This is a genomic window from Erwinia phyllosphaerae (assembly GCF_019132875.1).
In the GTDB taxonomy this organism is placed as follows: Bacteria; Pseudomonadota; Gammaproteobacteria; order Enterobacterales; family Enterobacteriaceae; genus Erwinia; species Erwinia phyllosphaerae.
On record NZ_JAHSPF010000004.1, the window covers coordinates 299,907 to 319,926 of the forward strand.

Sequence of the window (20,020 nt, forward strand, 5' to 3'; positions counted from 1 at the left end):
GTGGGCTTACTTCAGCAATCTGACACGGCAGGTTTTGCCTTTAATTTTCACCTGCTGAAGCTGTTTCATTACCTGTCGGGCGCTCTCCTGACGGATAGCTACATAGGCCTGGGTCGGGCCAATATCAATTTTACCGATAGCGTCACCGCTTAGCCCTGCTTCGCCCGTCAATGCGCCTAAAATATCTCCGGGCCGGATTTTTGCCTTGCGGCCGCCGTCGAGACTCAGCGTGACCATTTCTGCCGGCAGCGGACGCGCAGCGATGCCGGTCAGCTCCGCTACGTTATGCCAGCTCAGCTTTTGCTGCAAAAAATCTTCCAGCGCGTGTGCGCGGATCATCTCGTCCGGCGCAACCAGACTGATGGCCGTCCCTTCCGCGCCTGCACGCGCCGTGCGGCCAATACGGTGTACGTGCACTTCCGGATCGTAAGAGAGCTGGTAATTCACTACCATTTCCAGCGCTTTAATATCCAGCCCGCGAGCAGCAACGTCCGTCGCCACCAGCACGCGACAGCTGCCGTTGGCAAAACGAATCAGCACCTGATCGCGATCGCGCTGTTCCAGATCGCCATGCAGCGCCAGCGCGCTGATATTTTTATGGCTCAGCTCACCCGCAATATCGTCACATTCACGTTTGGTATTGCAGAACACCACGCAGGAAGCGGGCTGCTTTTCGCTAAGTAAGCCAATTAACGCCGGTAATTTTTGACGCCCGCCGGCCTCATAAAACTTTTGTTCGACGGAAGGCAGATCGCTGACTACGTCCGTTTCCACGCTCAGCGGATCGCGCTGGATGCGCTGGCTGATCTGCGCAATGTCCTGTGGCCAGGTGGCGGAAAACAGCAGCGTTTGCCGGGCTGTCGGGCAGTGGCTGATGATGGCATTGATATCATCGCGAAAGCCCATCTCCAGCATGCGGTCGGCTTCATCCAGCACCAGCGTGGCAATACCGTCCAGCTTAAGCGTCTCACGCTTCAGATGGTCAAGAATACGGCCCGGCGTACCGACAACGATGTGCGGCGCGTGTACCAGCGAATCGCGCTGGGCACCCATTGGCTGGCCGCCACACAGTGTTAAAATTTTAATATTGGCCGTAAAACGCGCCAGGCGGCGCAGCTCTTTGGCCACCTGATCGGCCAGCTCGCGTGTCGGACACAGTACCAGCGACTGGGTGACAAACTGCGCGGCATCGATGCGGTGCATTACGCCAAGGCCGAACGCAGCCGTTTTGCCGCTGCCCGTTTTTGCCTGCGCACGAACGTCGCGCCCCTCCAGGATTGCGGGCAGCGCCGCCGCCTGAATGGGAGTCATAGTGTGGTAGCCCAGCTCGTTAAGATTAGCGATCTGGCTGGCTGGCAGGGAAGTCAGGGTTGAAAAAGCGCTCACAAATTACTCTCTGAAAAACCGGAGGGAGGATTGACGCTGAGTGTAACAGAAAAGCGCGGACGGTCGTTACTGTCAACCGCGCGTTTGTATCGTAAACAAAGGGGAGCGGAACTCCCCTTTTGCTTCAAATATTGGTGACGTCGATAAACATCGACTTATCAATATTGGTAGAAGAAACGGTAGCTTCGGTAAAGGCGTACTCTTCTCTTTCCCCTTCACGATCCAGCGGCAGATTAACAAAATCGAACAGGTTACGATCCGCAAGCTGGCTTGGGCTGACGTTTTGCAGCGATTTAAAGACGCTTTCGACGCGGCCCGGCTCTTTTTTATCCCACTCTGACAGCATCGCTTTGATTGACTGACGCTGTAGATTCTCCTGGGATCCACACAGGTTACACGGGATTATCGGGAAATCTTTCTGTTCCGCGTAAGCAATCAGATCCTTTTCGCGGCAGTAAGCCAGCGGGCGGATAACCACGTTGCGACCATCGTCAGAGCGCAGTTTTGGCGGCATCGCCTTCATGCGCGCGCCGTGGAAAATATTCAGAAACAGCGTCTCAACGATATCGTCCAGATGATGGCCCAGCGCGATTTTTGTCGCGCCGATACGTTCCGCAAAGGAATAAAGCGTGCCGCGACGGAGCCGCGAACAAAGCCCGCAGGTAGTTTTTCCTTCCGGAATTTTTTCCTTCACTACGGAATAGGTGTCCTTATCAACGATGTAATAAGGAATATTCAGGCTTTCAAAGTAGTCCGGCAGAATGTGTTCAGGGAAACCAGGCTGCTTCTGGTCGAGGTTAACGGCAACCACCTCAAATTTTACCGGCGCGACCTTCTGCAAACCGAGCAGAATATCTAACATGGCAAAGGAGTCTTTGCCGCCGCTCATGCAGGCCATCACCACGTCGTTTTCTTCGATCATGTTGTAGTCGCTGATGGCGTTGCCGACGTTTCTTCTGAGCCGCTTTTGCAGCTTGTTGAACTCCAGCGTCTCTTTTCTTGTATCAGTCTGATTCATAAATACTTATTAAGCCAAAAGGTGAACCTTCAGGCGAATTCCTGGTTGGGCATTGGTCTGGCGCGGATTATACGGGTTTTTCACAGAGGTGGAAATATTCGGCAAGAGGACGGAATGGCCGGTTTCATCAACCGGCCAACTTTTTACATGTGCGGTGGCGGATCGGTAATCGGGTCTGGCACATCCGGCGGCGGATCGGGCATCGGCTGCGGTGTTGGAATCGGGTCCGGAATGGGAACGGGATCGGTCGGAATCGGATCGGTCGGCATCGGGTCTGACGCCAGAGGTGTATCCATTACGTTGTTGAACAACATATCTTCCTCCTCAGACTTAAGGTGAACTTTAAGCATAGGCACCACCCACCGCGCTGGCAAACGCATAAAAAAAAGCCGGCTTGCGCCGGCCTGTATGAATTATAAATGCTATGCAGTAATTCAAAAAAGGAAGTAAGACAATATGGAGCGCAACGCCCATCGCTTGACGTTGCATTCACCTGCGAAAGAGAGTTTGCCCCAGCCATCGACAATTTTTATTGATATCGATCAGCTTTGCGCGCCCTTTTCGCGCTTTATCGCTGCAGAGTCGTGATAAGTTACAGCCATTTACGTCGACGCAACCACCAGGCAACACCCAGCACCAGTACCACTAACAAAAAGCAGAAGGTAGAAAAACCATAATGCCAGTTACCGCCCGGAATGCCGCCCAGGTTAACGCCAAACAGGCCGGTCAGGAAGGTGGTTGGCAAGAAAACCATCGCCAGCAGCGACATGGTATAGGTGCGACGGTTCATCGCTTCCGCCATCACCGTACTGATTTCGTCCGCCAGCACGGCCGTTCGCGCTACGCTGGCATCCAGATCGTCCAGCCCTCTTCCCAGCCGGTCTGAAATGTCCTGCATGCGGCGGCGGTCATCGTCGCTCATCCAGGGCAGACGTTCGCTGGCGATACGTGAAAATACGTCGCGCTGCGGTGCCATGTAGCGCCGCATGATAATTAACTGTTTGCGGATTAACGCCAGCTCGCCTCTTGGCGGCACCTGCTGATCGACGACGGCATCTTCCAGCTCAATGATTTTATCATGCAGCTCTTCGATAAATTCGCTGGTGTGGTCGGTCAGCGCGTCGCACACGTCCACCAGCCAGCTTCCGCCGTTGGTTGGCCCGTTACCGTTTTGCAAATCGGTTAACACCTCGTCAATGGCGAAAACCTTGCGCTGACGCGTTGAAACAATCAGCTTTTCGTTAATAAATACGCGCACAACAACCAGCTGATCCGGCCGCGATTCGCTGTTCAGATTTACGCTGCGCAAGGTAATCATCGTGCCGTCGCCCAGCCGATTGACTCTGGGGCGCATGCTGTCGCCGCCCAGCGCATCACGTACCGCATCCGGAAGCAGTGGCGTCGAGATCAGCCACTCCGCGCTTTCACGATGCGTATAGTTAAGATGCAGCCAGCAGGGCTTGTCGCAATGGATCACATCTTTGTCATCAATCGGAATTAATCCGCCCTTTCCATCCAGCTGACAGGAAATAATGGCATCCGATACCTGTAAGGCTTTGCCTGCTATAACGTCCACAGCTGCTCCACAATTAGCATAATCAATACGATGCAGTGTAGCCTGAGCCGCTGCTGCTGCAAAACAGCGATCCTGTCCCGCCGCGTTAAAAAGCATGTCATTCTGCAAATAAAATTGCGATGAGGTTCACGAATCGCGCAATTGCCGCGCCGCCTCTCTTGTTATCTGGCCGCTATCAGGTCATTTTCTGTCTGTCTATTCAGGATTGTTACTGTTCAAACAGGCAAAACCTGAACCGCTTATCCCTTTACGGGTGCAGGCGGTTCAGGTTTTTTTTTGGCTTTTCGCCAACGATGGCATTAAGGGAGCTAATTTATGAACTATCAGCCATTGGCCCAACAGATCCTCAAGGGCGTTGGGGGCAAGGAAAATATTCAGTCGCTGGTGCACTGCGCCACCCGTCTGCGCTTTAAGCTTAACTCACTGGCAAAGCCCGATACCGAAGCACTGAAGCAAAACCCGGGTGTTATCACTGTCGTGGAAAGCGGCGGCCAGTACCAGGTTGTGATTGGCAACCACGTAGGGGAGGTTTACCAGGCACTGCTGGCGGAAGGAGGCCTGAGCGAAGGCGAGCAATCGACGGCGACGGCAGCAAAGCAGCCGCTGTTTAACCGGTTTATCGATATCGTTTCCGGTATTTTTACGCCATTTCTCGGCGTGATGGCCGCATCGGGCATACTAAAAGGTTTGCTGGCGCTGTCGCTGGCTGCAGGCCTTTTAAAAGAGCAAAGCGGCAGCTATCAGATTTTGTTTGTCGCCAGCGATGCCCTGTTTTACTTCTTCCCGATAGTGCTGGGCTACTGTGCGGGCAAAAAATTTGGCGGCAATCCTTTTGTCTCAATGGCGATTGGCGCTGCGCTGGTGCATCCGGTCATGTTACAGGCTTTTACCCAGGAGCAGGCTGGCCAGGCTTCAATGCATTTTTTCGGCGTCCCGGTCATTCTGATTAATTACGCTTCGTCAGTCATTCCCATTATCCTTGCTGCCTGGCTTGCCAGCCTGCTTGAACGCTGGATGAATCCACGCATGCCTGGCGCCATCCGTAATTTCATTACGCCGCTGGTTTGCCTGGCCGTGGTGGTACCGCTAAGTTTTCTGGTTATCGGCCCGGTCGCCACCTGGCTCAGCCAGCTGCTGGCAAACGGCTACCTGTGGATTTTCGGCCTGAGTCCGCTGGTGGCAGGCTTGTTTTTAGGCGGGTTCTGGCAGGTGTTTGTCATCTTTGGCCTGCACTGGGGCCTGGTGCCGCTGATGATTAATAACCTCAGTATTTACGGTCAGGATTCTATTCTGCCGCTGCTGCTTGCGGCGGTAATGGGCCAGGGCGGCGCAACGCTGGGCGTTATGCTGCGCACGCGGGACGCCAGATTAAAAGGCATTGCGGCTTCCGCCTTCAGCGCCAGCATTTTTGGCATTACGGAACCGGCGGTCTATGGCGTGACGCTGCCCCATCGTCGCCCCTTTATCTTTGGCTGTATCGGTGGCGCGCTGGGTGCCGCGCTTATCGGTTTTTATCACGCCAGCACCTATTCCTTTGGCCTTGCCAGCATCTTCACCCTTTTTCAAAGCGTGCCTAAAACCGGGATCGACGTGACCGTTTTTGCTGTACTGGGCGGCTCACTGTTTTCACTGGTTTTTGCCGCTCTCGCTTCTTACTTTTTTGGTTTGAACCAGGCTACGCCGCCGGTAACAAAAAGCGCAGAAGCCGCTACGCCGGAGCAGGCCCCGCTAATAAAAACGCTGACGTTAAACAGCCCGCTGAGCGGCAAAGTTATTCCGCTGGAAAAGGTGGCGGATGAAACGTTTGCCAGCGGCCTGCTGGGTAAAGGCATCGCTATTATTCCGGAATCAGGCCGCGTGATCTCACCCGTGGACGGCACCGTTGCCTCCATATTTCGTACCGGCCATGCGGTTGGGCTTATTGCTGAGAACGGCATTGAAATCATGGTCCACGTAGGGATGGATACCGTGCAGCTTAACGGCAAACATTTCACTGCGCATGTGACGCAGGATCAGGCGATACGCTGCGGCGATGTGCTGATTGAGTTTGATATTCCTGCCCTGCGCGAGGCCGGTTATGACCTGACGACGCCGGTCATCGTGACCAACAGCGATGATTATCTGGATGTTCTGCCCGCCAGCGAGCAGGAATATGTTTCAGAAAATAAGGCGTTAATAAGCCTGATTGTTTAACTTCTACAAGGAACCCGTTATGAACAGATTCCCACAGACTTTCCTTTGGGGCGGCGCCGTTGCCGCTAACCAGGTTGAAGGTGCCTGGCAAGAGGATGGCAAAGGCGTTTCTACCTCCGACCTTCAGCCACAGGGTATTTTTGGCGCACGCGTGGAGCGGCAGCCCGGTGATTTCAATATTAAAGATGTCGCTATCGACTTTTATCATCGCTATCCGGAAGATATTAAGCTGTTTGCGGAGATGGGTTTTACCGTCTTGCGCATCTCTATCGCCTGGACGCGTATATTTCCTCAGGGCGACGAAACGCAGCCCTGCGAAGCGGGACTGGCTTTTTACGATCGCTTATTTGATGAAATGGCCAAATACCATATTGCGCCGATGGTCACCCTTTCCCATTATGAAATGCCTTATGGGCTGGTTAAAAATTATGGTGGCTGGGGCAATCGCCAGACCATCGATTTTTTTGAACGCTATGCGCGCACGGTATTTCAGCGCTATCAGCACAAGGTGAAATACTGGCTAACATTTAATGAAATCAATATGTCGCTGCATGCGCCTTTTACCGGCGTTGGCCTGCCGGAAGAGAGCAATAAGCAGGCCGTCTACCAGGCGATTCACCATCAGCTGGTCGCCAGCGCCCGCGCGGTTAAGGCCTGTCACGAGATTGTGCCCGAAGGTAAAATTGGCAATATGCTGTTAGGCGGCCTGCTTTATCCGCTGACCTGTCGGCCGGAAGATATGCTGGAGACGCTGCAAAAGAACCGCGAATGGCTGTTCTTTGGCGATGTTCAGGTGCGCGGCGCTTATCCGGCCTATATGGCGCGTTTCTTTAAGCAACAAGGGATTACGCTGGCCATCACTGAACAGGATCGTGCTGAACTGCGCCAGCCCGTAGACTTTATCTCATTCAGTTATTATATGACCGGCTGCGCGACGGCGGATAAAACGTCGGATCGGGCCCGCGCCAATATCCTGGATATGGTGCCTAACCCGCATCTTCCCGCGTCTGAATGGGGCTGGCAGATTGATCCACAAGGTCTGCGTCTGTTGATGAACGAGCTGTATGACCGTTACCAGAAGCCGCTGTTTATTGTCGAAAACGGGCTGGGTGCCAGAGATAAACCAGAAGCGGATGGTGCCATCAATGATGACTATCGTATCGCCTATCTCAACGACCATCTGGTTCAGGTCAGGGAGGCAATAGAAGATGGCGTAGAGGTCTGGGGCTACACCAGCTGGGGTCCGATCGATCTGGTCAGCGCCTCTAAAGCGGAGTTTTCCAAACGCTACGGCTTTATTTACATCGACCGCGACGATCGAGGCAAGGGTACACTTGCCCGCAGCCGTAAAAAAAGCTTCTGGTGGTATCAGGAAGTGATAAAAACCCAGGGGGCCAGTTTGAAACAGGCGAAATCTGGCTAACTATTTGTTAAGGCAGGCGTTACCGGTACTGGAATGGCGAGTGCAGACGGCTCGCCTTCAGAACCTGGCAGGGCAACACAGCATGGGTAAAAAAGCGTTTACTGACGATCGGGAGCTTGATGGTTCTCAGCGCGGGCTCCCTGTACGGCTGGTTTTCAGCGCAGGCTGCCAGCCATCAGGCTTTATCTTCCCGCTCCCCCAGCGTCAGCCCCTCTCAGACTTCGTCTTCCTGCTCCTCCAGCGCCAGCGCCTCTTTTCTGACGCGCTCTATATGGATAGTCAAAAACATGCGCTCCTCCGTCCCTAGCGTATAGGCGTAATGCCTGACGACGTGCCGGTCGATCTTTTCTACGCAGCGATAGGCCTGTGGATAGCGGCTGCGCACCAGGTCATGCAGTGAGCGGTCGTCGCTGGCAACGCCCTTTTTTCCCAGCATGCGCTGGGCGAAGAACTTCAGGTGGGTGACGAAACGGTTATAGCTCAGCGAATCAGGCTGATACTCGATTTTCAGCTGATATTTTACGATATCCAGGATCTGCTGCATAAAGCGGGTGATATACAGAACTTCTGGCATATCGCTGTGCAGTTGCGCGTTAACCAGGTGCAGGGCAATAAACCCGGCCTCATCTTCTTCCAGACGCACGCTAAGCTGTTGTGCGACGATCTCCAGCGCCTTCAGCCCGATGGTATATTCCTGAGGATAGAGCGAGCGGATCTCCCAGCGCAGTACGTTACGCAAGGGCATCTGTTCCCGCTGGCGCTGTAGCGCAAAATTAATATGATCGGTCAGGCCAATCACCAGGCTTTCATGTAGCTGATTGGTCAGCGAGGTTCGGGCCAGTGCGATAATGGCTTCGCTGACCGCGATAACCTCCACGGGGATTTCCTGCAGCAACTCGCCCAGCCTGCCCGTCAGGGTGTTGTCCTGCAAGGCAAAGACTTTTTCAACCTGAGCGGCATCAAGCACGTCACCGACGCGTTTATGGAACGCCAGACCACGCCCCATAACTACCTGTTCTTTTCCTCGATCGTCATGCACGATCGCCACGTTGTTATTGACTATTTTGCTGATTTTCATCTTATGGCCCGCAAATAAAAAAACCCGATCGCGGAAAGCTCCGGCGATCGGGTTTTGCCTGCAGAGAAGCAGTAGCAATCCAGACGCTACCTTAATCTATTGCGGGGACAGCTCAAGGCTCTACGCAAAGAAGTGTGAGATGTCTCGAAATTTGTAATGAAATCAGCTATGCAGCAGCGTTGGACACTTCGTTTTTTCCAGCGCTTTTAGCTCATTCATGCGTTTGTCGGCATGCTTCTGCGCAAGGCTTTTTGCCACGCCGTTACCGATACCGAAATCGCCGATAAAGCCCAATACGGTCAGCCCGTCAAACTGCCCGGTTTTGTCTATCTGGCTCTGTACCTGCTGCTGGCTGGCAATCTCTTTCTCAATGGCCGGACAGTCCAGCGTGGTTTTCTGCACCTCGCTGACCGGTGGCGAGGAAGGATACTGCTTTAACGCACAGCCGGATAAAAGCAGTAAAACAGACAGCACTACTCCGATTTTAACCATAACGCACCTGATAACGAGAAGTCTCTGGTGGTCATTATCTGCCACCAGATAAATAACGATGCGCAAAGCATCGGCACTAATTGCTGGTTTATTGCGCGTTAGCCGTCACCCCTGGAAGGCTGCAACTTTCCCTTCCCGCCCTCTTTCAGTTATGCCTGACGATATACAACGTTCGGCTGTAGGCGACATCTTCCGGATTAGTAATCGGATAGCCTTTTACCCACGGCTTAATCAGTCGCCCATTGGAAAGCTGATAGATGGGCGCGATTGGCGCTTTATCGGCAAGAATTTGCTCGGCGCGATTGTAGTCCTGATTGCGGGCTTCGCTGTTTGTTTCGCGGCTGGCCTGCTGCAGCAGGTCGTCATAGGCCGCATCCTTGAAGCGCGGAATATTGCCGCTGTGGCTGGAGGTCAGCAGGCTTAAAAAGGTGGACGGTTCGTTATAGTCACCCACCCATGAGGCACGGATAACGTCAAAGTTGCCGCTGTTGCGGCTGTCGATGTAAGTTTTCCATTCCTGATTCTGCAATTTTACGCTAACGCCCAGATTCTTTTTCCACATAGAGGCCACGGCAATGGCGATCTTCTGGTTATTTTCCGAGCTGTTATACAGCAGCGTCAAATTAAGCGGATGCGTGGGCCCATAGCCCGCGGCCGCCAGCAGCGCTTTGGCCTGCTCGTTCAGTTCGGCCTGGCTGTGCTGCTGCAAAAGGCCAGGCGTCGGCTTAAAGCCAGCGGTCACATCGGCAGTGAAATGCCAGGCAGGTTTTTCACCCGTGCCCAGCACCTTTTCAGCGATGATTCGCCGATCGATGCTCCACGACAGCGCCTGACGTACGCGGACATCTGCCGTCGGGCCTTTTTGCGTGTTGAAAGCATAGTAATAAGTGCCCAGCTGATCCGGCGTATAGACCTCATTCGGGATTTGCTTTTTCAGCAGGCCGTACATGTTTTTGGGAAAGGATTCGGTGATATCAATATCACCAGCGCGATAGCGCTTGGTGGCGCTCGACTCTTCATTAATCGGTAAGAAGGTAACCTTATTAATGACGCTATGGGCATTGTCCCAGTAGCTTTCATTACGCACCAGCACCAGCTTTTCGTTAACGACGCGATCCTGCAATTTATAGGCACCGTTGCCCACCAGATTTCCCGGCTGCGTCCAGGCACTACCCCATTTAGCAATAGCTTTCCCGGACACGGGATAGAGGCTGAAATTTGCCGTCAGGCTAACAAAATAGGGCACGGGTTTGTCCAGCGTGACTTTTAAGCGATAGTCATCCAGCGCGGTTACGCCAAGCTTATCGGCCGGCATCTCTCCCTTAGTGATGGCCGCCGCATTACTGATACCCGCAAGCTCGGCAAACCAGGCGAAGGTAGAAGCGGTATGCGGATCGACCAGACGTCGCCAGCTATACACAAAATCGCGGGCCGTGACGGCATCGCCGTTAGACCAGCGTGCATCCTTACGCAGCGTAAAAATCCAGGTTTTATTATCCGTTGTCTGCCACTGCGTCGCGACGCCCGGCACGATATGGCCCTGAGCATCCTGATTGGTTAGCCCTTCGAAAAGATCGCGGATTACCTGAATCTCCGGCAGGCCGACGGCTTTTGCCGGATCGAGCGAGGCGGGTTCATCTTTAATATGCCGGACAATTTCCTGACGGTCGGCCAGCGCGGTGCCGGGCGGTACGTCAGCAGCATACAGAGAAGCGCTAACGGCCAGTGCCAGGAGCGTCAGCGTACAACGAAAAGCAGTCCTCATCAGGATACCTCGATCGGAGCAGTGAAAATATCTGTGAACTCTAACGCAAATTATTGCCATTACTACAGCATTTTCCGGCTCTTATGCGATCAAGATTGAGCATTAATTCTCTTTCCTGCGCTTTCCTCTGCTATAAAAAGGTTTTGGCGAAACAGAACGGAGTCACCATGCCTCAAAATCATCCACGCCCGCAGCGCGGCAAACTGAATGCGCCCTTTCAGCGTTATGGCAGTAGTGTATTGGGTGCGCCCCTGTTGTGGTTTCCCGCGCCACAGGCAGACGAGGAAAGCGGACTGATTCTGGCAGGCACGCACGGTGACGAAACGGCCGCCGTTATTACGCTTTCATGTGCGATGCGGACATTGCAGGATATGCATCGCCGTCACCATGTGGTGCTGGCCGTTAACCCGGACGGCTGCCAGCTTGGCTTGCGTTCAAATGCGCGGGGCGTCGATCTAAACCGTAACTTTCCAGCCGCGAACTGGCGCGCAGGCGAAACGGTCTACCGCTGGAACAGCGTGGCGGAGGAGCGGGACGTGGCGCTGTCGGCGGGAGAAAGCGCCGGTTCCGAGCCGGAAACGCAGGCGCTGTGCGCGCTGGTTCACCAGCTCAAGCCCGCCTGGGTTATCAGTTTCCATGAACCGCTGGCCTGTATTGAAGATCCGCATGCCAGCCCGCTGGGCCACTGGCTGGCGGCCAGAATGGCTTTGCCGCTGGTCACCTCGGTTGGTTACGCTACGCCCGGCTCTTTTGGCAGCTGGTGCGCTGACCTGAATTTGCCGGTGATTACCGCAGAACTACCGCCCGTTTCAGCCGACGAGGCCAGCGAAAAATATCTGGATGCGCTGGTGGCCTTGCTAAGCCACGGCATTTGACAGCCTGATCCCGCCGCAGCAAAAAGGCAGTGCTGGCTCCGCGTCGTCAGCCAGCCAGGTTGGGCCATCCAGATCGACAAAGCGCGACAGATTGACCAACGGCAGCGCGGCGCGGATAGCCCTGGAGGTGCAAAGCATGCAGCCCAGCATCACTTCCAGCCCGGCCTCTTTTGCCGCCGCCGCCAGCGCCAGCGCCTCGGTCAGGCCGCCTGTCTTATCCAGCTTGATGTTGATCATTTCGTAGCGTCCCGCCAGCGCGGGCAGCGTTGCTCGCGTATGGCAGCTTTCGTCTGCGCAGATCGGTAACGGATGGATAAAGTTTTCCAGCATGGCGTCATCGTCAGCAGGCAGCGGCTGCTCCAGCATCACGACGCCTAAATCCGCCAGCAGCTGACAGCGTGCCGCAAGCCCCTCGCTATGCCAGGATTCGTTGGCATCTACCACCAGCACCGCTTGCGGCACGGCAGCACGTATCGCCACCAGCCGCTCGGTAATCAGCGAGTTATCCATCTTGATTTTGAGCAACCTTGCACCATTCTGCCACAGCGCCAGCGCGCTGCTTGCCATCACTTCTGGCGCTTCCAGGCTTATCGTCTGCGCCATTTCAATCGTATCCGGCTGAGCCATTGCGGTAAGCTGCCATAAATCGCTTTGCTGCCTGCGAGCCTGAAGATCCCATAATGCCGAGTCGATAGCGTTACGCGCAGCGCCTGCCGGCAGGGCCTGCTGTAGCTGTTCCCGCGTCATTCCCTGCTCCAGTTCGCTAATTAGTCCGGCAATTTGCGCCTGCACCGATGCAGCCGTTTCGCCATAGCGCGGATAAGGGGTACATTCGCCCACGCCTTTAATGCCCTCTTCTTCCACCTCAACCACCACCACGCCCGCCTCATTTCGCTCACCGCGAGCGATAATAAAAGAGGTGCGTAACGGCCAGCTTTCCGGCCAGACCTTAACTCTTCTCATTAGCGGTTCCTTTTGGCAGAGAACATCTTTACCCAACACCATAGTCATTCCATGTGGGACACACAATAAAGCGCGAAATGTTGCGCTTTTATCTGTTGGAGTTTAGCGCCATGTCTTACACTCAAGACAATGTTTACTGCGCTTATAAGGAAAGATTATGACTCAGACCGTACATTTCCAGGGCAACCCTGTTGCCGTAACGGGCCAGCTGCCGACGCCAGGCGAGACGGCAAAGCCGTTTTCACTGGTTGCCAAAGATTTTTCTGATGTTGCGCTCTCTCACTTTGCGGGCAAGCGCAAGGTGCTGAATATTTTCCCGAGCGTGGATACCGGCGTCTGCGCCGCATCGGTGCGCAAGTTCAACCAGCTGGCGGGTGAAATTGATAACGCGGTGGTACTCTGTATCTCTTCCGATCTGCCTTTTGCCCAGTCACGCTTTTGCGGTTCAGACGGGCTAAGCAATGTGATTACGCTGTCCACGCTGCGCGGCGATGAATTTAAAGAGGATTACGGCGTGGGCATTAGCGAAGGCGCGTTAAAGGGCCTGACTGCCCGCGCGGTGGTCGTGCTGGACGAACACGATAAGGTTCTCTACAGCCAGCTGGTGGATGAGATTGCTACCGAGCCAGACTATGACAGTGCATTAGCCGCGCTGAAGTAATTTTTAAGGGCCGATCGGGTATCGGCCCTTGTCGCATGTTTAATCCGCAGGCTTTACCAGCTGTAACTCTACGCCCAGACATATCGCCTGTCTGGCATTGGTAACGCCGAGCTTTTTAACGATATTGGCAATATGAAATTTTATTGTGGTGGTTTTAATACCTAAAATCGTTCCGGTTTCGTCATAGGTTTTCCCCAGGCTAACCCAGTACAGGACGGCATTTTCTCGTTTAGTAAACAGCGCCAGCGGGGAGCTTTTATTTTCTTCAACTGACGAAGCCAGCGACAGATATTTTTCATGCAGGCTCGCCAGAAACAGATTCAGTCGGCCCTTATGAAACTTAATGATATGCGCCATTTCTTCCGCTACGTTGCCGTCATTAATTAGCGTCAGCGTAACCAGATTATTATTGTAGTCATGCAGTACAAACGTATAACCCTGACGAATATTGTAGCCTGCCGCCTTTTCGAACACGTCATCGCCATGATGATAGTTGCCCGACTTCATGTTTTCATTCCAGGCAAAGGGCGTCACGCTTTTTAGCGCGGTACTGACGACCGGATCGGTACACTGCAGGTTATTATCAAAATAGTGCTGTACCCATTCTTGCGGATAGTTAGTGGCGTAGAAATTTAACACCATGCTTTTCTTTTCTAAAACGACATAGGCCCAGCTAAAATTACCAAAACGGGCCAGCTCCGTTTCAATGTATTTCTGGATGACGTGAGCGTCTTTTTTCATTAACCGCTTCTCTTTTTATTGATGGGTACGCTACCGGTAGCATGCGTACCCTGGCTGCACGCTATTTTTCGTCACTGTCCGCTTTTTTACTCAAGCCATACTCGCGCAGCTTATTGGCGATAGCGGTATGCGAAACGCCAAGGCGCTTCGCCAGCTTGCGGGTACTGGGATAGGAAAGATAGAGTTTGGTTAATACCGAACGCTCAAAGCGGCTGGTAATGTCGTCCAGCGAACCTTCCATCGCCTCTTCGCCCAGCTGAATCGCCATTGTAGATTCGGGCAAAATGATATCCTGCGGCCGCAGCTCGTAGCCCTCCAGCTGCGTGAGCGCCCGATAAAGCGCGTTTTTCAACTGGCGCACGTTGCCAGGCCAGGTATAGCGGCTGAGAAAGGCGTTAAGCTGCGGAGAAAGCTTCGGCCTTGGCACGCCCTGCTCGTCAGCAAAACGCGCAACGAACATCTCTGCCAGCGGCAAAATATCCTGCGGACGGTCGCGCAGCGGCGGCAGGTTTAACGTCAGCACGTTAAGCCGATAGAAAAGGTCCTCACGAAACTCGCCGCGCTGCACCATTTCCGTCAGGTTTTTCTGCGTCGCGCAGATAACCCGCACGTTGACGTGCACTTCATGCTCTTCGCCAACGCGACGAAACGTGCCGTCATTAAGAAAACGTAGCAGTTTGGTTTGCATGCGCGGCGACATTTCGCCAATCTCATCCAGCAGCACCGAGCCGCCGTTGGCCTGCTCGAAAAAGCCCTTTTTACCTTCCAGCGCGTTGGGATAGGCCCCTGCCGCGTGACCAAAAAGCTCGCTTTCGGCCACGTCGTCCGGCAAAGAGGCGCAGTTCAGCGCCAGGAACGGTTTCTTGCCGCGCGCGCTACGTAAATGACAGGCGCGAGCCAGCATATCTTTACCGGTGCCGGTATCACCAACAATCAGCAGCGGCGCATCCAGCATCGCCAGCTTGCGCGCCTGATCGACAACCTGCCGCATTTTCGGCGTTACCGCGACGATGTGCTGGAAGTCACTGTCGTCGTTAACCACCAGGTTTTGCAGCTGCTGGCCCATTCGTGCCGTAGATTTCAGCATCACTACCGCGCCCGCCAGCTCGTTTTCGCTGGCGGCAAAAATGGGCGTCACCTCCATCAAAAAGTCGCGGCCCTGAATAACAACGTGATGCGCCTGCGGTTCCCTGTGCTCGCTCTCCAGCCAGCGAAGAAAGTTAAAGCCGCTGATTAGCGCGCCCGCGCCGTAGTTGCGCATCTTTTCTTCATTAAGTGAAAACAGTGCCTGCGCCGCCGGATTGGCCAGCTCAACCTTACTTTTTAAATCGATAGAGAAAACCGGCTCCGGCAGCGCTACCAGCAGCGCGCTTAGTGCCCTGTGCTCGCGCTCGGAAGGCAAAAAGGCGATAGTGCGGACATCCGTCACGCTAGGGATACGGCGGATTTCCGCCATCAGCTGGCTGAACTGCTCGAAAGCCACGGCGGAAAAATTCAGGTAAATGCGCCCGATAGGGGCAATTTCGATGCCGCGCAGGTCAATGTTTCTTTCAACCAGCAGATCGAGCAGTTCGCGAGTCAGACCAAGTCGGTCCTGGCAAAAAACTTCCAGACGCATGTGTAAACCTTTATCAATTCCGGGCGAACGTTGATAATACCCCATTGACGCAGGGGTCAGAAGCGTTGCGGAAGCAAAAGTTGACAGTCGGCTATTTCTGCAACGTTTCTTTAAGTTTAACCACCAGATCGCGGCGGAAATCGCCTAACTTCGGCTTGTCACCCTCAAGCCAGGGCAGCGGGCGGCAAAGCTCCATCGTTTTAATCCCCAGACGCGCGGTCAGCAAGCCAGCCCCGATCCCTTGAGCCGCGCGGGCAGAAAAGCGCGCGGCCAGATCCTGCGACATCCAGTCCATGCCGACCTCTCTGATCAGTTCCGAAGCGCCCGCGAAGGCAATATTCAACAGCACCAGACGAAACAGGCGGATACGGCTGAAATAGCCCAGCTCAATGCCGTAAAGTGCGGCAATACGGTTGACCAGACGCAGATTGCGCCAGGCGATAAAAGCCATATCAACCAGCGCCAGCGGGCTGACCGCAATCATCAACGTCGATTCTGCGGCGCTACGGCCGATTTCACGACGAGCCTGATTATCCAGCACCGGCTGCACTATTTGCGCATAGAGCGCCACGATTTCGCGATCGTTATGGGTTTCGTGCAGCGCCGCATGCCAGCTTTGTAGAGCAGGATGGCTGCGATCCAGTCCCGCCTGCCGCGCCAGCTTTTCGCAAAACTCGCGGCCTTTGCCCATGCTCTGGCTGGCTAACAGCTCGCGGCCAATATCACGTTCTTCGGCGCGCTCGCGCAGGCGATAGAGCCGTCGCCATTCGCCGATTAACGAACCCGCTCCGGCGACCACTATTAAGCCTCCGGCCGCGCAGCCGCCCAGTCCAATCCAGTCCTGAGCCTGCCAGGCGTGATAAGTCCACTGCACACCTTGCGCCACTACGCTTGCGCCAAACAGCGCCAGCCCGGTTTTTACCAGCGTGCGCCACAGGCTGCGTTTCGGCCTGAGCGCTGCCTCCACCGCTTTTTCGCCCGCATCTTCTTCTTCCGGCTGTTGCTCCGGATCGACAGCGATAAAACGTTCATCCTGTTGGGCAAAAAAGCGCGCGGCTTTAATGGTCTCGGTTTTTTCTTCCGTCAGCGGCTGTGCGAAATCTATACGTGGTTTAAGCGGTGCGTTCATCGCAGTTTATCTCCCAATAAAAATTCCAGCGCCGCGTCCAGACGAATATGCGGTAATGGCCGATCGGTTTCCGCCTTTTGCGGCCTGAACTGTTCAAAATGAAATCCCTGCTGCTGCCAGAACGCGTTATCCGGCAGGCGCGGCGGCACTTCTCCCGGATAAACGGTCAGCGATTCGTTGTCGGCCAGACGATGGCCACGCAGCGCCGGAATTTTTTCACCCTGATGATCGACCAACCCGCTTTGCGTTGCCTGTACCGACGCCAGTCCCAGACAGTCCATGGTAATGCCTTCGAAAGCGGCATTTTGCCAGGCATCCTGTACCAGCTGTTGCAGTAGCGAAACCAGGTTGACATGCTGATCGCCGGTAACGTGATCGGATTTGGTGGCGGCAAACAACAGCTTGTCGATCACGGGTGAAAACAGACGCCTGAATAACGTCCGCTGACCGTAAGAGAAGCTTTGCATCAGCTGCGTCAGCGCCAGCCGCATATCATTAAAAGCCTGCGGGCCGCTGTTTAGCGGTTGCAGACAGTCGACCAGCACAATTTGCCGGTCGAAGCGCAGAAAGTGATTTTTATAAAAACCTTTAACTACATGCTGACAGTAATAGTTGTAACGCGCGCGCAGCATGCCGATATTGCTGCTGGCGTCGGCCTGCGCCAGCCTGGACTCGCCCATTTCCTCGACCTGCGGCCACGGGAAAAACTGTAAGGCCGGTGCGCCAGCCATATCGCCAGGCAAAACAAAACGGCCCGGCTGGATAAAATGCAGCCCTTCTCTTTTACACTTGAGCAGATAATCGGTCCAGGCTGCGGCGATCTCAGCAAGCCGGTTTTCATCAGCCGCCGCCAGCGGGTCTAACCCTTCGCAAAGCTTGCGCCACGTCATCGACCAGCCCGCACGATCGCCCTGGAGCAGGCTGGTCATCTGGCGCGACCAGCTCAGGTAATCCTGCGCCAGCATCGGCAGATCCAGCAGCCATTCGCCGGGATAATCGACAATTTCCAGGTAGAGCGTGGAGGTTTCTTTAAAATGGCGTAGCAGCGACTCGCGCGAGCGGTAGCGCAGTGCAAGACGCATTTCGCTTACGCCACGGGTGGGCGTGGGCCAGGCAGGTGTATCGCTATAGAGCTGCGCCAGCCCTTCGTCATAGGTAAAGCGCTGGATGCCCATATCGCGCTGGGGCACGCGTTTTACGCCCAGCAAACGGCCTTCGCGCGCGGCGGAAAACATCGGCAGGCGCGCACCGGCGTTGACGTTAAGTAGTTGGTTGACCAGCGAGGTAATAAAGGCGGTTTTGCCGCTGCGGCTCAGGCCGGTAACGGCCAGGCGCAGATGCCGATCTGCGCCCCTGTTCATCAGCGACAGCAATTCTGTCTGAAGTCGTTTCATTGGTCAGTATCCTTAAGACCGCTCCGTTTTGCGGCTCAGAATAGCATAGCCGCGACGATCAGGGTTTTTGCCAGCGTGCCGTGGCGCCGCGCAGCACGCGACGAATTAAAGGTTCCAGCGCCCAGGCCAGCACGATTTTCAGCGGGCGGCGGGCCACGGATTTCACCGCCCAACCCGTTAAGCCAGCCGGGCCGTAGCTCAGCACGCCCAGCAGGACAAATTTACCGGCCTTTTTCAGCGTGGGCGCGGCGTTACGTTGTAAAGCAGATTGCCAGTTGCGCATAACAGTTCTCCGGTAAATTAACGTCCTTACAGCTGGCGAAATCGGCTCCGCACGCTGAAAGTCTCTGAGGTTACATAGCGCTCAATATCGCGCAGATGCGTTTCTCCACCCTGCAGCTCCGCTTCGAGCTTGTCCAGCAGCTGGTGTGCCGTCGGCGCTTTTTCGCTTTTTTCTTCACTTTCCGGCATTTCATCCAGCACAAACGCCAGAATAAAGTAGGCCACCAGCGTGACCATAAACAGGCCAAAAATCATCGACAGCACCACAATTACCCGCACCAGCCGCACCGGGATATCCAGATAGTCGGCAATACCGGCGCAAACGCCTTTGACCTTACCGCGAGCGGGAATGCGGTAAAGTTTTTTACTGCCGTTCGCTATCATGGCTGCCTCCAGTTGGGATGTTCAGCATCCAGAATCTCTTCCAGCGCCTGAATACGTTCCCGCATGCGGCGAGCATCCTGAGTCATCTGCTGTAGCCGTTGCAGTTCGCTTTGCGACAGTGTGGCATCACTGTTCTGACGGTTACTGTAGTGCAGCCATAGCCAGACCGGCGCCACAAACAGCATAAATATCGTCAGCGGTATCGCCAGAAATAACGCGCTCATTCACTCTCCTTGCTTGCATAAAACCGGGCATTCCACAGAATGCCACCGGGTAACAGTTACTCACTACGGTTCATTTTTGCTTTCAGCGCGGCCAGCTGTTCAGAAATAGCATCATCGGCCTGCAGTTCCGCAAACTGCTGATCCAGCGTTTTTGGTTTACCAAAACCGTGGCTTTCCGCTTCGGCTTCCATACTGTCGATGCGGCGTTCAAAAGATTCAAAGCGAGCCATCGCTTCATCAATCTTGCCGCTGTCCAGCTGGCGACGCACATCGCGAGAGGACGAAGCGGCCTGGTGGCGCAGCGTCAGAGCCTGCTGGCGGGCGCGAGTTTCGCTTAGCTTTTTCTCCAGCTCGCCGATTTCACCCTTCATGCGGCTTAACGTCTCTTCTACCTGTTCAACTTCACGCGTTAACGACGTGGTCAGATCGCTCAGCTTCTGTTTTTCGATCAGGGCAGCGCGAGCCAGATCGTCTTTATCTCTGCGCAGCGCCAGCTCCGCCTTTTCCTGCCATTCAGCCTGCTGAACTTCTGCCTGCTCAATACGACGCAACAGCTGTTTCTTTTCTGCCAGCGCCCGCGCCGACGTAGAGCGAACTTCCACCAGCGTATCTTCCATTTCCTGAATCATCAGGCGCACCAGCTTTTGCGGGTCTTCCGCTTTTTCCAGCAACGAGTTGATATTGGCGTTCACGATGTCGGCAAAACGAGAAAAAATACCCATAATCACAATCCTCTTCATTCACTATTATTGGTGACCTGCTAACTACTATTCAAACGGCGTGCCAACTTTTATCTTGTTGATTTTATGTAAATTAAC

The 20,020-nt window shown here is 54.6% G+C and carries 20 protein-coding genes; 4 read left to right on the forward strand and 16 right to left on the reverse strand.

Going from position 1 to position 20,020, the window contains the following annotated elements; translation table 11 throughout:
* Positions 1–6 precede the first annotated feature (6 nt).
* The 4 genes from dbpA to zntB form a co-directional block, all read right to left on the reverse strand.
* On the reverse strand, positions 7–1,386 hold the full coding sequence (gene dbpA, locus KUE00_RS09650; protein ID WP_246759604.1) for an ATP-dependent RNA helicase DbpA: 1,380 nt from the start codon (positions 1,384–1,386) through the stop codon (positions 7–9).
* Positions 1,387–1,510: 124 nt separating this feature from the next.
* Positions 1,511–2,404: a tRNA 2-thiocytidine(32) synthetase TtcA gene (gene ttcA, locus KUE00_RS09655; protein WP_246759605.1), complete on the reverse strand. Its 894-nt coding sequence runs from the start codon at positions 2,402–2,404 to the stop codon at positions 1,511–1,513.
* A gap of 143 nt (positions 2,405–2,547) precedes the next feature.
* Entirely contained in the window at positions 2,548–2,754 is a 207-nt protein-coding gene (gene ynaL, locus KUE00_RS09660; RefSeq protein ID WP_425523574.1) for a proline-rich small protein YnaL, read from the reverse strand.
* Between the two features lie 242 nt (positions 2,755–2,996).
* The gene (gene zntB / locus KUE00_RS09665; protein ID WP_246759608.1) at positions 2,997–3,980 is read right to left on the reverse strand and encodes a zinc transporter ZntB; all 984 of its coding nucleotides are present in this window, start codon (positions 3,978–3,980) and stop codon (positions 2,997–2,999) included.
* A gap of 315 nt (positions 3,981–4,295) precedes the next feature.
* On the opposite strand from zntB, the gene bglF reads away from it, so the two are divergent.
* Together bglF and KUE00_RS09675 are read left to right on the forward strand one after the other, a co-directional pair.
* Entirely contained in the window at positions 4,296–6,173 is a 1,878-nt protein-coding gene (bglF, locus tag KUE00_RS09670) for a PTS beta-glucoside transporter subunit IIABC (protein ID WP_246759610.1), read from the forward strand.
* Positions 6,174–6,192: 19 nt separating this feature from the next.
* Positions 6,193–7,596, forward strand: a complete 1,404-nt coding sequence (locus tag KUE00_RS09675) for a glycoside hydrolase family 1 protein (RefSeq protein ID WP_246759611.1) — start codon at positions 6,193–6,195, stop codon at positions 7,594–7,596.
* Between the two features lie 214 nt (positions 7,597–7,810).
* Here KUE00_RS09675 and licT read toward each other — a convergent pair whose 3' ends face one another.
* From licT to KUE00_RS09690, 3 genes are all read right to left on the reverse strand, one after another.
* The gene (licT, locus tag KUE00_RS09680) at positions 7,811–8,674 is read right to left on the reverse strand and encodes a BglG family transcription antiterminator LicT (protein ID WP_246759612.1); all 864 of its coding nucleotides are present in this window, start codon (positions 8,672–8,674) and stop codon (positions 7,811–7,813) included.
* Between the two features lie 162 nt (positions 8,675–8,836).
* Complete coding sequence (locus tag KUE00_RS09685) at positions 8,837–9,166, reverse strand: hypothetical protein (protein WP_246759613.1); 330 nt, start codon at positions 9,164–9,166, stop codon at positions 8,837–8,839.
* A 145-nt stretch (positions 9,167–9,311) separates the two neighbouring features.
* Complete coding sequence (locus KUE00_RS09690) at positions 9,312–10,931, reverse strand: peptide ABC transporter substrate-binding protein (protein WP_246759614.1); 1,620 nt, start codon at positions 10,929–10,931, stop codon at positions 9,312–9,314.
* Positions 10,932–11,098: 167 nt separating this feature from the next.
* Here KUE00_RS09690 and mpaA point away from each other — a divergent pair, with 167 nt between their 5' ends.
* On the forward strand, positions 11,099–11,806 hold the full coding sequence (gene mpaA, locus KUE00_RS09695) for a murein tripeptide amidase MpaA (RefSeq protein WP_246759615.1): 708 nt from the start codon (positions 11,099–11,101) through the stop codon (positions 11,804–11,806).
* Here mpaA and ycjG read toward each other — a convergent pair.
* The gene (ycjG, locus tag KUE00_RS09700; protein WP_246759616.1) at positions 11,789–12,769 is read right to left on the reverse strand and encodes an L-Ala-D/L-Glu epimerase; all 981 of its coding nucleotides are present in this window, start codon (positions 12,767–12,769) and stop codon (positions 11,789–11,791) included. The two genes, mpaA and ycjG, sit on opposite strands and share 18 nt — an antisense overlap.
* A 157-nt stretch (positions 12,770–12,926) precedes the next feature.
* On the opposite strand from ycjG, the gene tpx reads away from it, so the two are divergent.
* Positions 12,927–13,430 (forward strand): thiol peroxidase, encoded by a 504-nt coding sequence (gene tpx / locus KUE00_RS09705; RefSeq protein WP_246759617.1) that lies wholly within the window; start codon positions 12,927–12,929, stop codon positions 13,428–13,430.
* 39 nt (positions 13,431–13,469) lie between these two features.
* Here tpx and KUE00_RS09710 read toward each other — a convergent pair whose 3' ends face one another.
* From KUE00_RS09710 to pspA, 8 genes are all read right to left on the reverse strand, one after another.
* Complete coding sequence (locus KUE00_RS09710; RefSeq protein WP_246759618.1) at positions 13,470–14,171, reverse strand: LuxR family transcriptional regulator; 702 nt, start codon at positions 14,169–14,171, stop codon at positions 13,470–13,472.
* A 61-nt stretch (positions 14,172–14,232) separates the two neighbouring features.
* Entirely contained in the window at positions 14,233–15,789 is a 1,557-nt protein-coding gene (tyrR, locus tag KUE00_RS09715; RefSeq protein ID WP_246759620.1) for a transcriptional regulator TyrR, read from the reverse strand.
* 91 nt (positions 15,790–15,880) lie between these two features.
* Entirely contained in the window at positions 15,881–16,918 is a 1,038-nt protein-coding gene (locus tag KUE00_RS09720; RefSeq protein WP_246759621.1) for a YcjF family protein, read from the reverse strand.
* A complete protein-coding gene (locus tag KUE00_RS09725) occupies positions 16,915–18,312 on the reverse strand; it encodes a YcjX family GTP-binding protein (protein ID WP_246759623.1) in 1,398 nt (465 codons plus the stop codon). The genes KUE00_RS09720 and KUE00_RS09725 overlap by 4 nt, the downstream gene beginning before the upstream one ends.
* Positions 18,313–18,370: 58 nt before the next feature.
* The gene (gene pspD, locus KUE00_RS09730) at positions 18,371–18,595 is read right to left on the reverse strand and encodes a phage shock protein PspD (protein WP_246759624.1); all 225 of its coding nucleotides are present in this window, start codon (positions 18,593–18,595) and stop codon (positions 18,371–18,373) included.
* A 26-nt stretch (positions 18,596–18,621) separates the two neighbouring features.
* Positions 18,622–18,978 (reverse strand): envelope stress response membrane protein PspC, encoded by a 357-nt coding sequence (gene pspC, locus KUE00_RS09735; RefSeq protein WP_246759625.1) that lies wholly within the window; start codon positions 18,976–18,978, stop codon positions 18,622–18,624.
* Complete coding sequence (gene pspB, locus KUE00_RS09740) at positions 18,975–19,202, reverse strand: envelope stress response membrane protein PspB (RefSeq protein ID WP_246759626.1); 228 nt, start codon at positions 19,200–19,202, stop codon at positions 18,975–18,977. The genes pspC and pspB overlap by 4 nt, the downstream gene beginning before the upstream one ends.
* A 56-nt stretch (positions 19,203–19,258) precedes the next feature.
* Complete coding sequence (pspA, locus tag KUE00_RS09745; protein ID WP_246759627.1) at positions 19,259–19,924, reverse strand: phage shock protein PspA; 666 nt, start codon at positions 19,922–19,924, stop codon at positions 19,259–19,261.
* Between the last annotated feature and the right edge of the window lie 96 nt (positions 19,925–20,020).

Excerpts from the sequence above, each read along its gene's own strand:
- ttcA (WP_246759605.1), bottom strand. The coding sequence starts at position 2,404 with ATGAATCAGACTGATACAAGAAAAGAGACGCTGGAGTTCAACAAGCTG.
- ynaL (WP_425523574.1), bottom strand. The coding sequence starts at position 2,754 with ATGCTTAAAGTTCACCTTAAGTCTGAGGAGGAAGATATGTTGTTCAAC.
- bglF (WP_246759610.1), top strand. The coding sequence starts at position 4,296 with ATGAACTATCAGCCATTGGCCCAACAGATCCTCAAGGGCGTTGGGGGC.
- KUE00_RS09675 (WP_246759611.1), top strand. The coding sequence starts at position 6,193 with ATGAACAGATTCCCACAGACTTTCCTTTGGGGCGGCGCCGTTGCCGCT.
- licT (WP_246759612.1), bottom strand. The coding sequence starts at position 8,674 with ATGAAAATCAGCAAAATAGTCAATAACAACGTGGCGATCGTGCATGAC.
- KUE00_RS09685 (WP_246759613.1), bottom strand. The coding sequence starts at position 9,166 with ATGGTTAAAATCGGAGTAGTGCTGTCTGTTTTACTGCTTTTATCCGGC.
- KUE00_RS09690 (WP_246759614.1), bottom strand. The coding sequence starts at position 10,931 with ATGAGGACTGCTTTTCGTTGTACGCTGACGCTCCTGGCACTGGCCGTT.
- mpaA (WP_246759615.1), top strand. The coding sequence starts at position 11,099 with ATGCCTCAAAATCATCCACGCCCGCAGCGCGGCAAACTGAATGCGCCC.
- ycjG (WP_246759616.1), bottom strand. The coding sequence starts at position 12,769 with ATGAGAAGAGTTAAGGTCTGGCCGGAAAGCTGGCCGTTACGCACCTCT.
- tpx (WP_246759617.1), top strand. The coding sequence starts at position 12,927 with ATGACTCAGACCGTACATTTCCAGGGCAACCCTGTTGCCGTAACGGGC.
- KUE00_RS09710 (WP_246759618.1), bottom strand. The coding sequence starts at position 14,171 with ATGAAAAAAGACGCTCACGTCATCCAGAAATACATTGAAACGGAGCTG.
- tyrR (WP_246759620.1), bottom strand. The coding sequence starts at position 15,789 with ATGCGTCTGGAAGTTTTTTGCCAGGACCGACTTGGTCTGACTCGCGAA.
- KUE00_RS09720 (WP_246759621.1), bottom strand. The coding sequence starts at position 16,918 with ATGAACGCACCGCTTAAACCACGTATAGATTTCGCACAGCCGCTGACG.
- KUE00_RS09725 (WP_246759623.1), bottom strand. The coding sequence starts at position 18,312 with ATGAAACGACTTCAGACAGAATTGCTGTCGCTGATGAACAGGGGCGCA.
- pspD (WP_246759624.1), bottom strand. The coding sequence starts at position 18,595 with ATGCGCAACTGGCAATCTGCTTTACAACGTAACGCCGCGCCCACGCTG.
- pspC (WP_246759625.1), bottom strand. The coding sequence starts at position 18,978 with ATGATAGCGAACGGCAGTAAAAAACTTTACCGCATTCCCGCTCGCGGT.
- pspB (WP_246759626.1), bottom strand. The coding sequence starts at position 19,202 with ATGAGCGCGTTATTTCTGGCGATACCGCTGACGATATTTATGCTGTTT.
- pspA (WP_246759627.1), bottom strand. The coding sequence starts at position 19,924 with ATGGGTATTTTTTCTCGTTTTGCCGACATCGTGAACGCCAATATCAAC.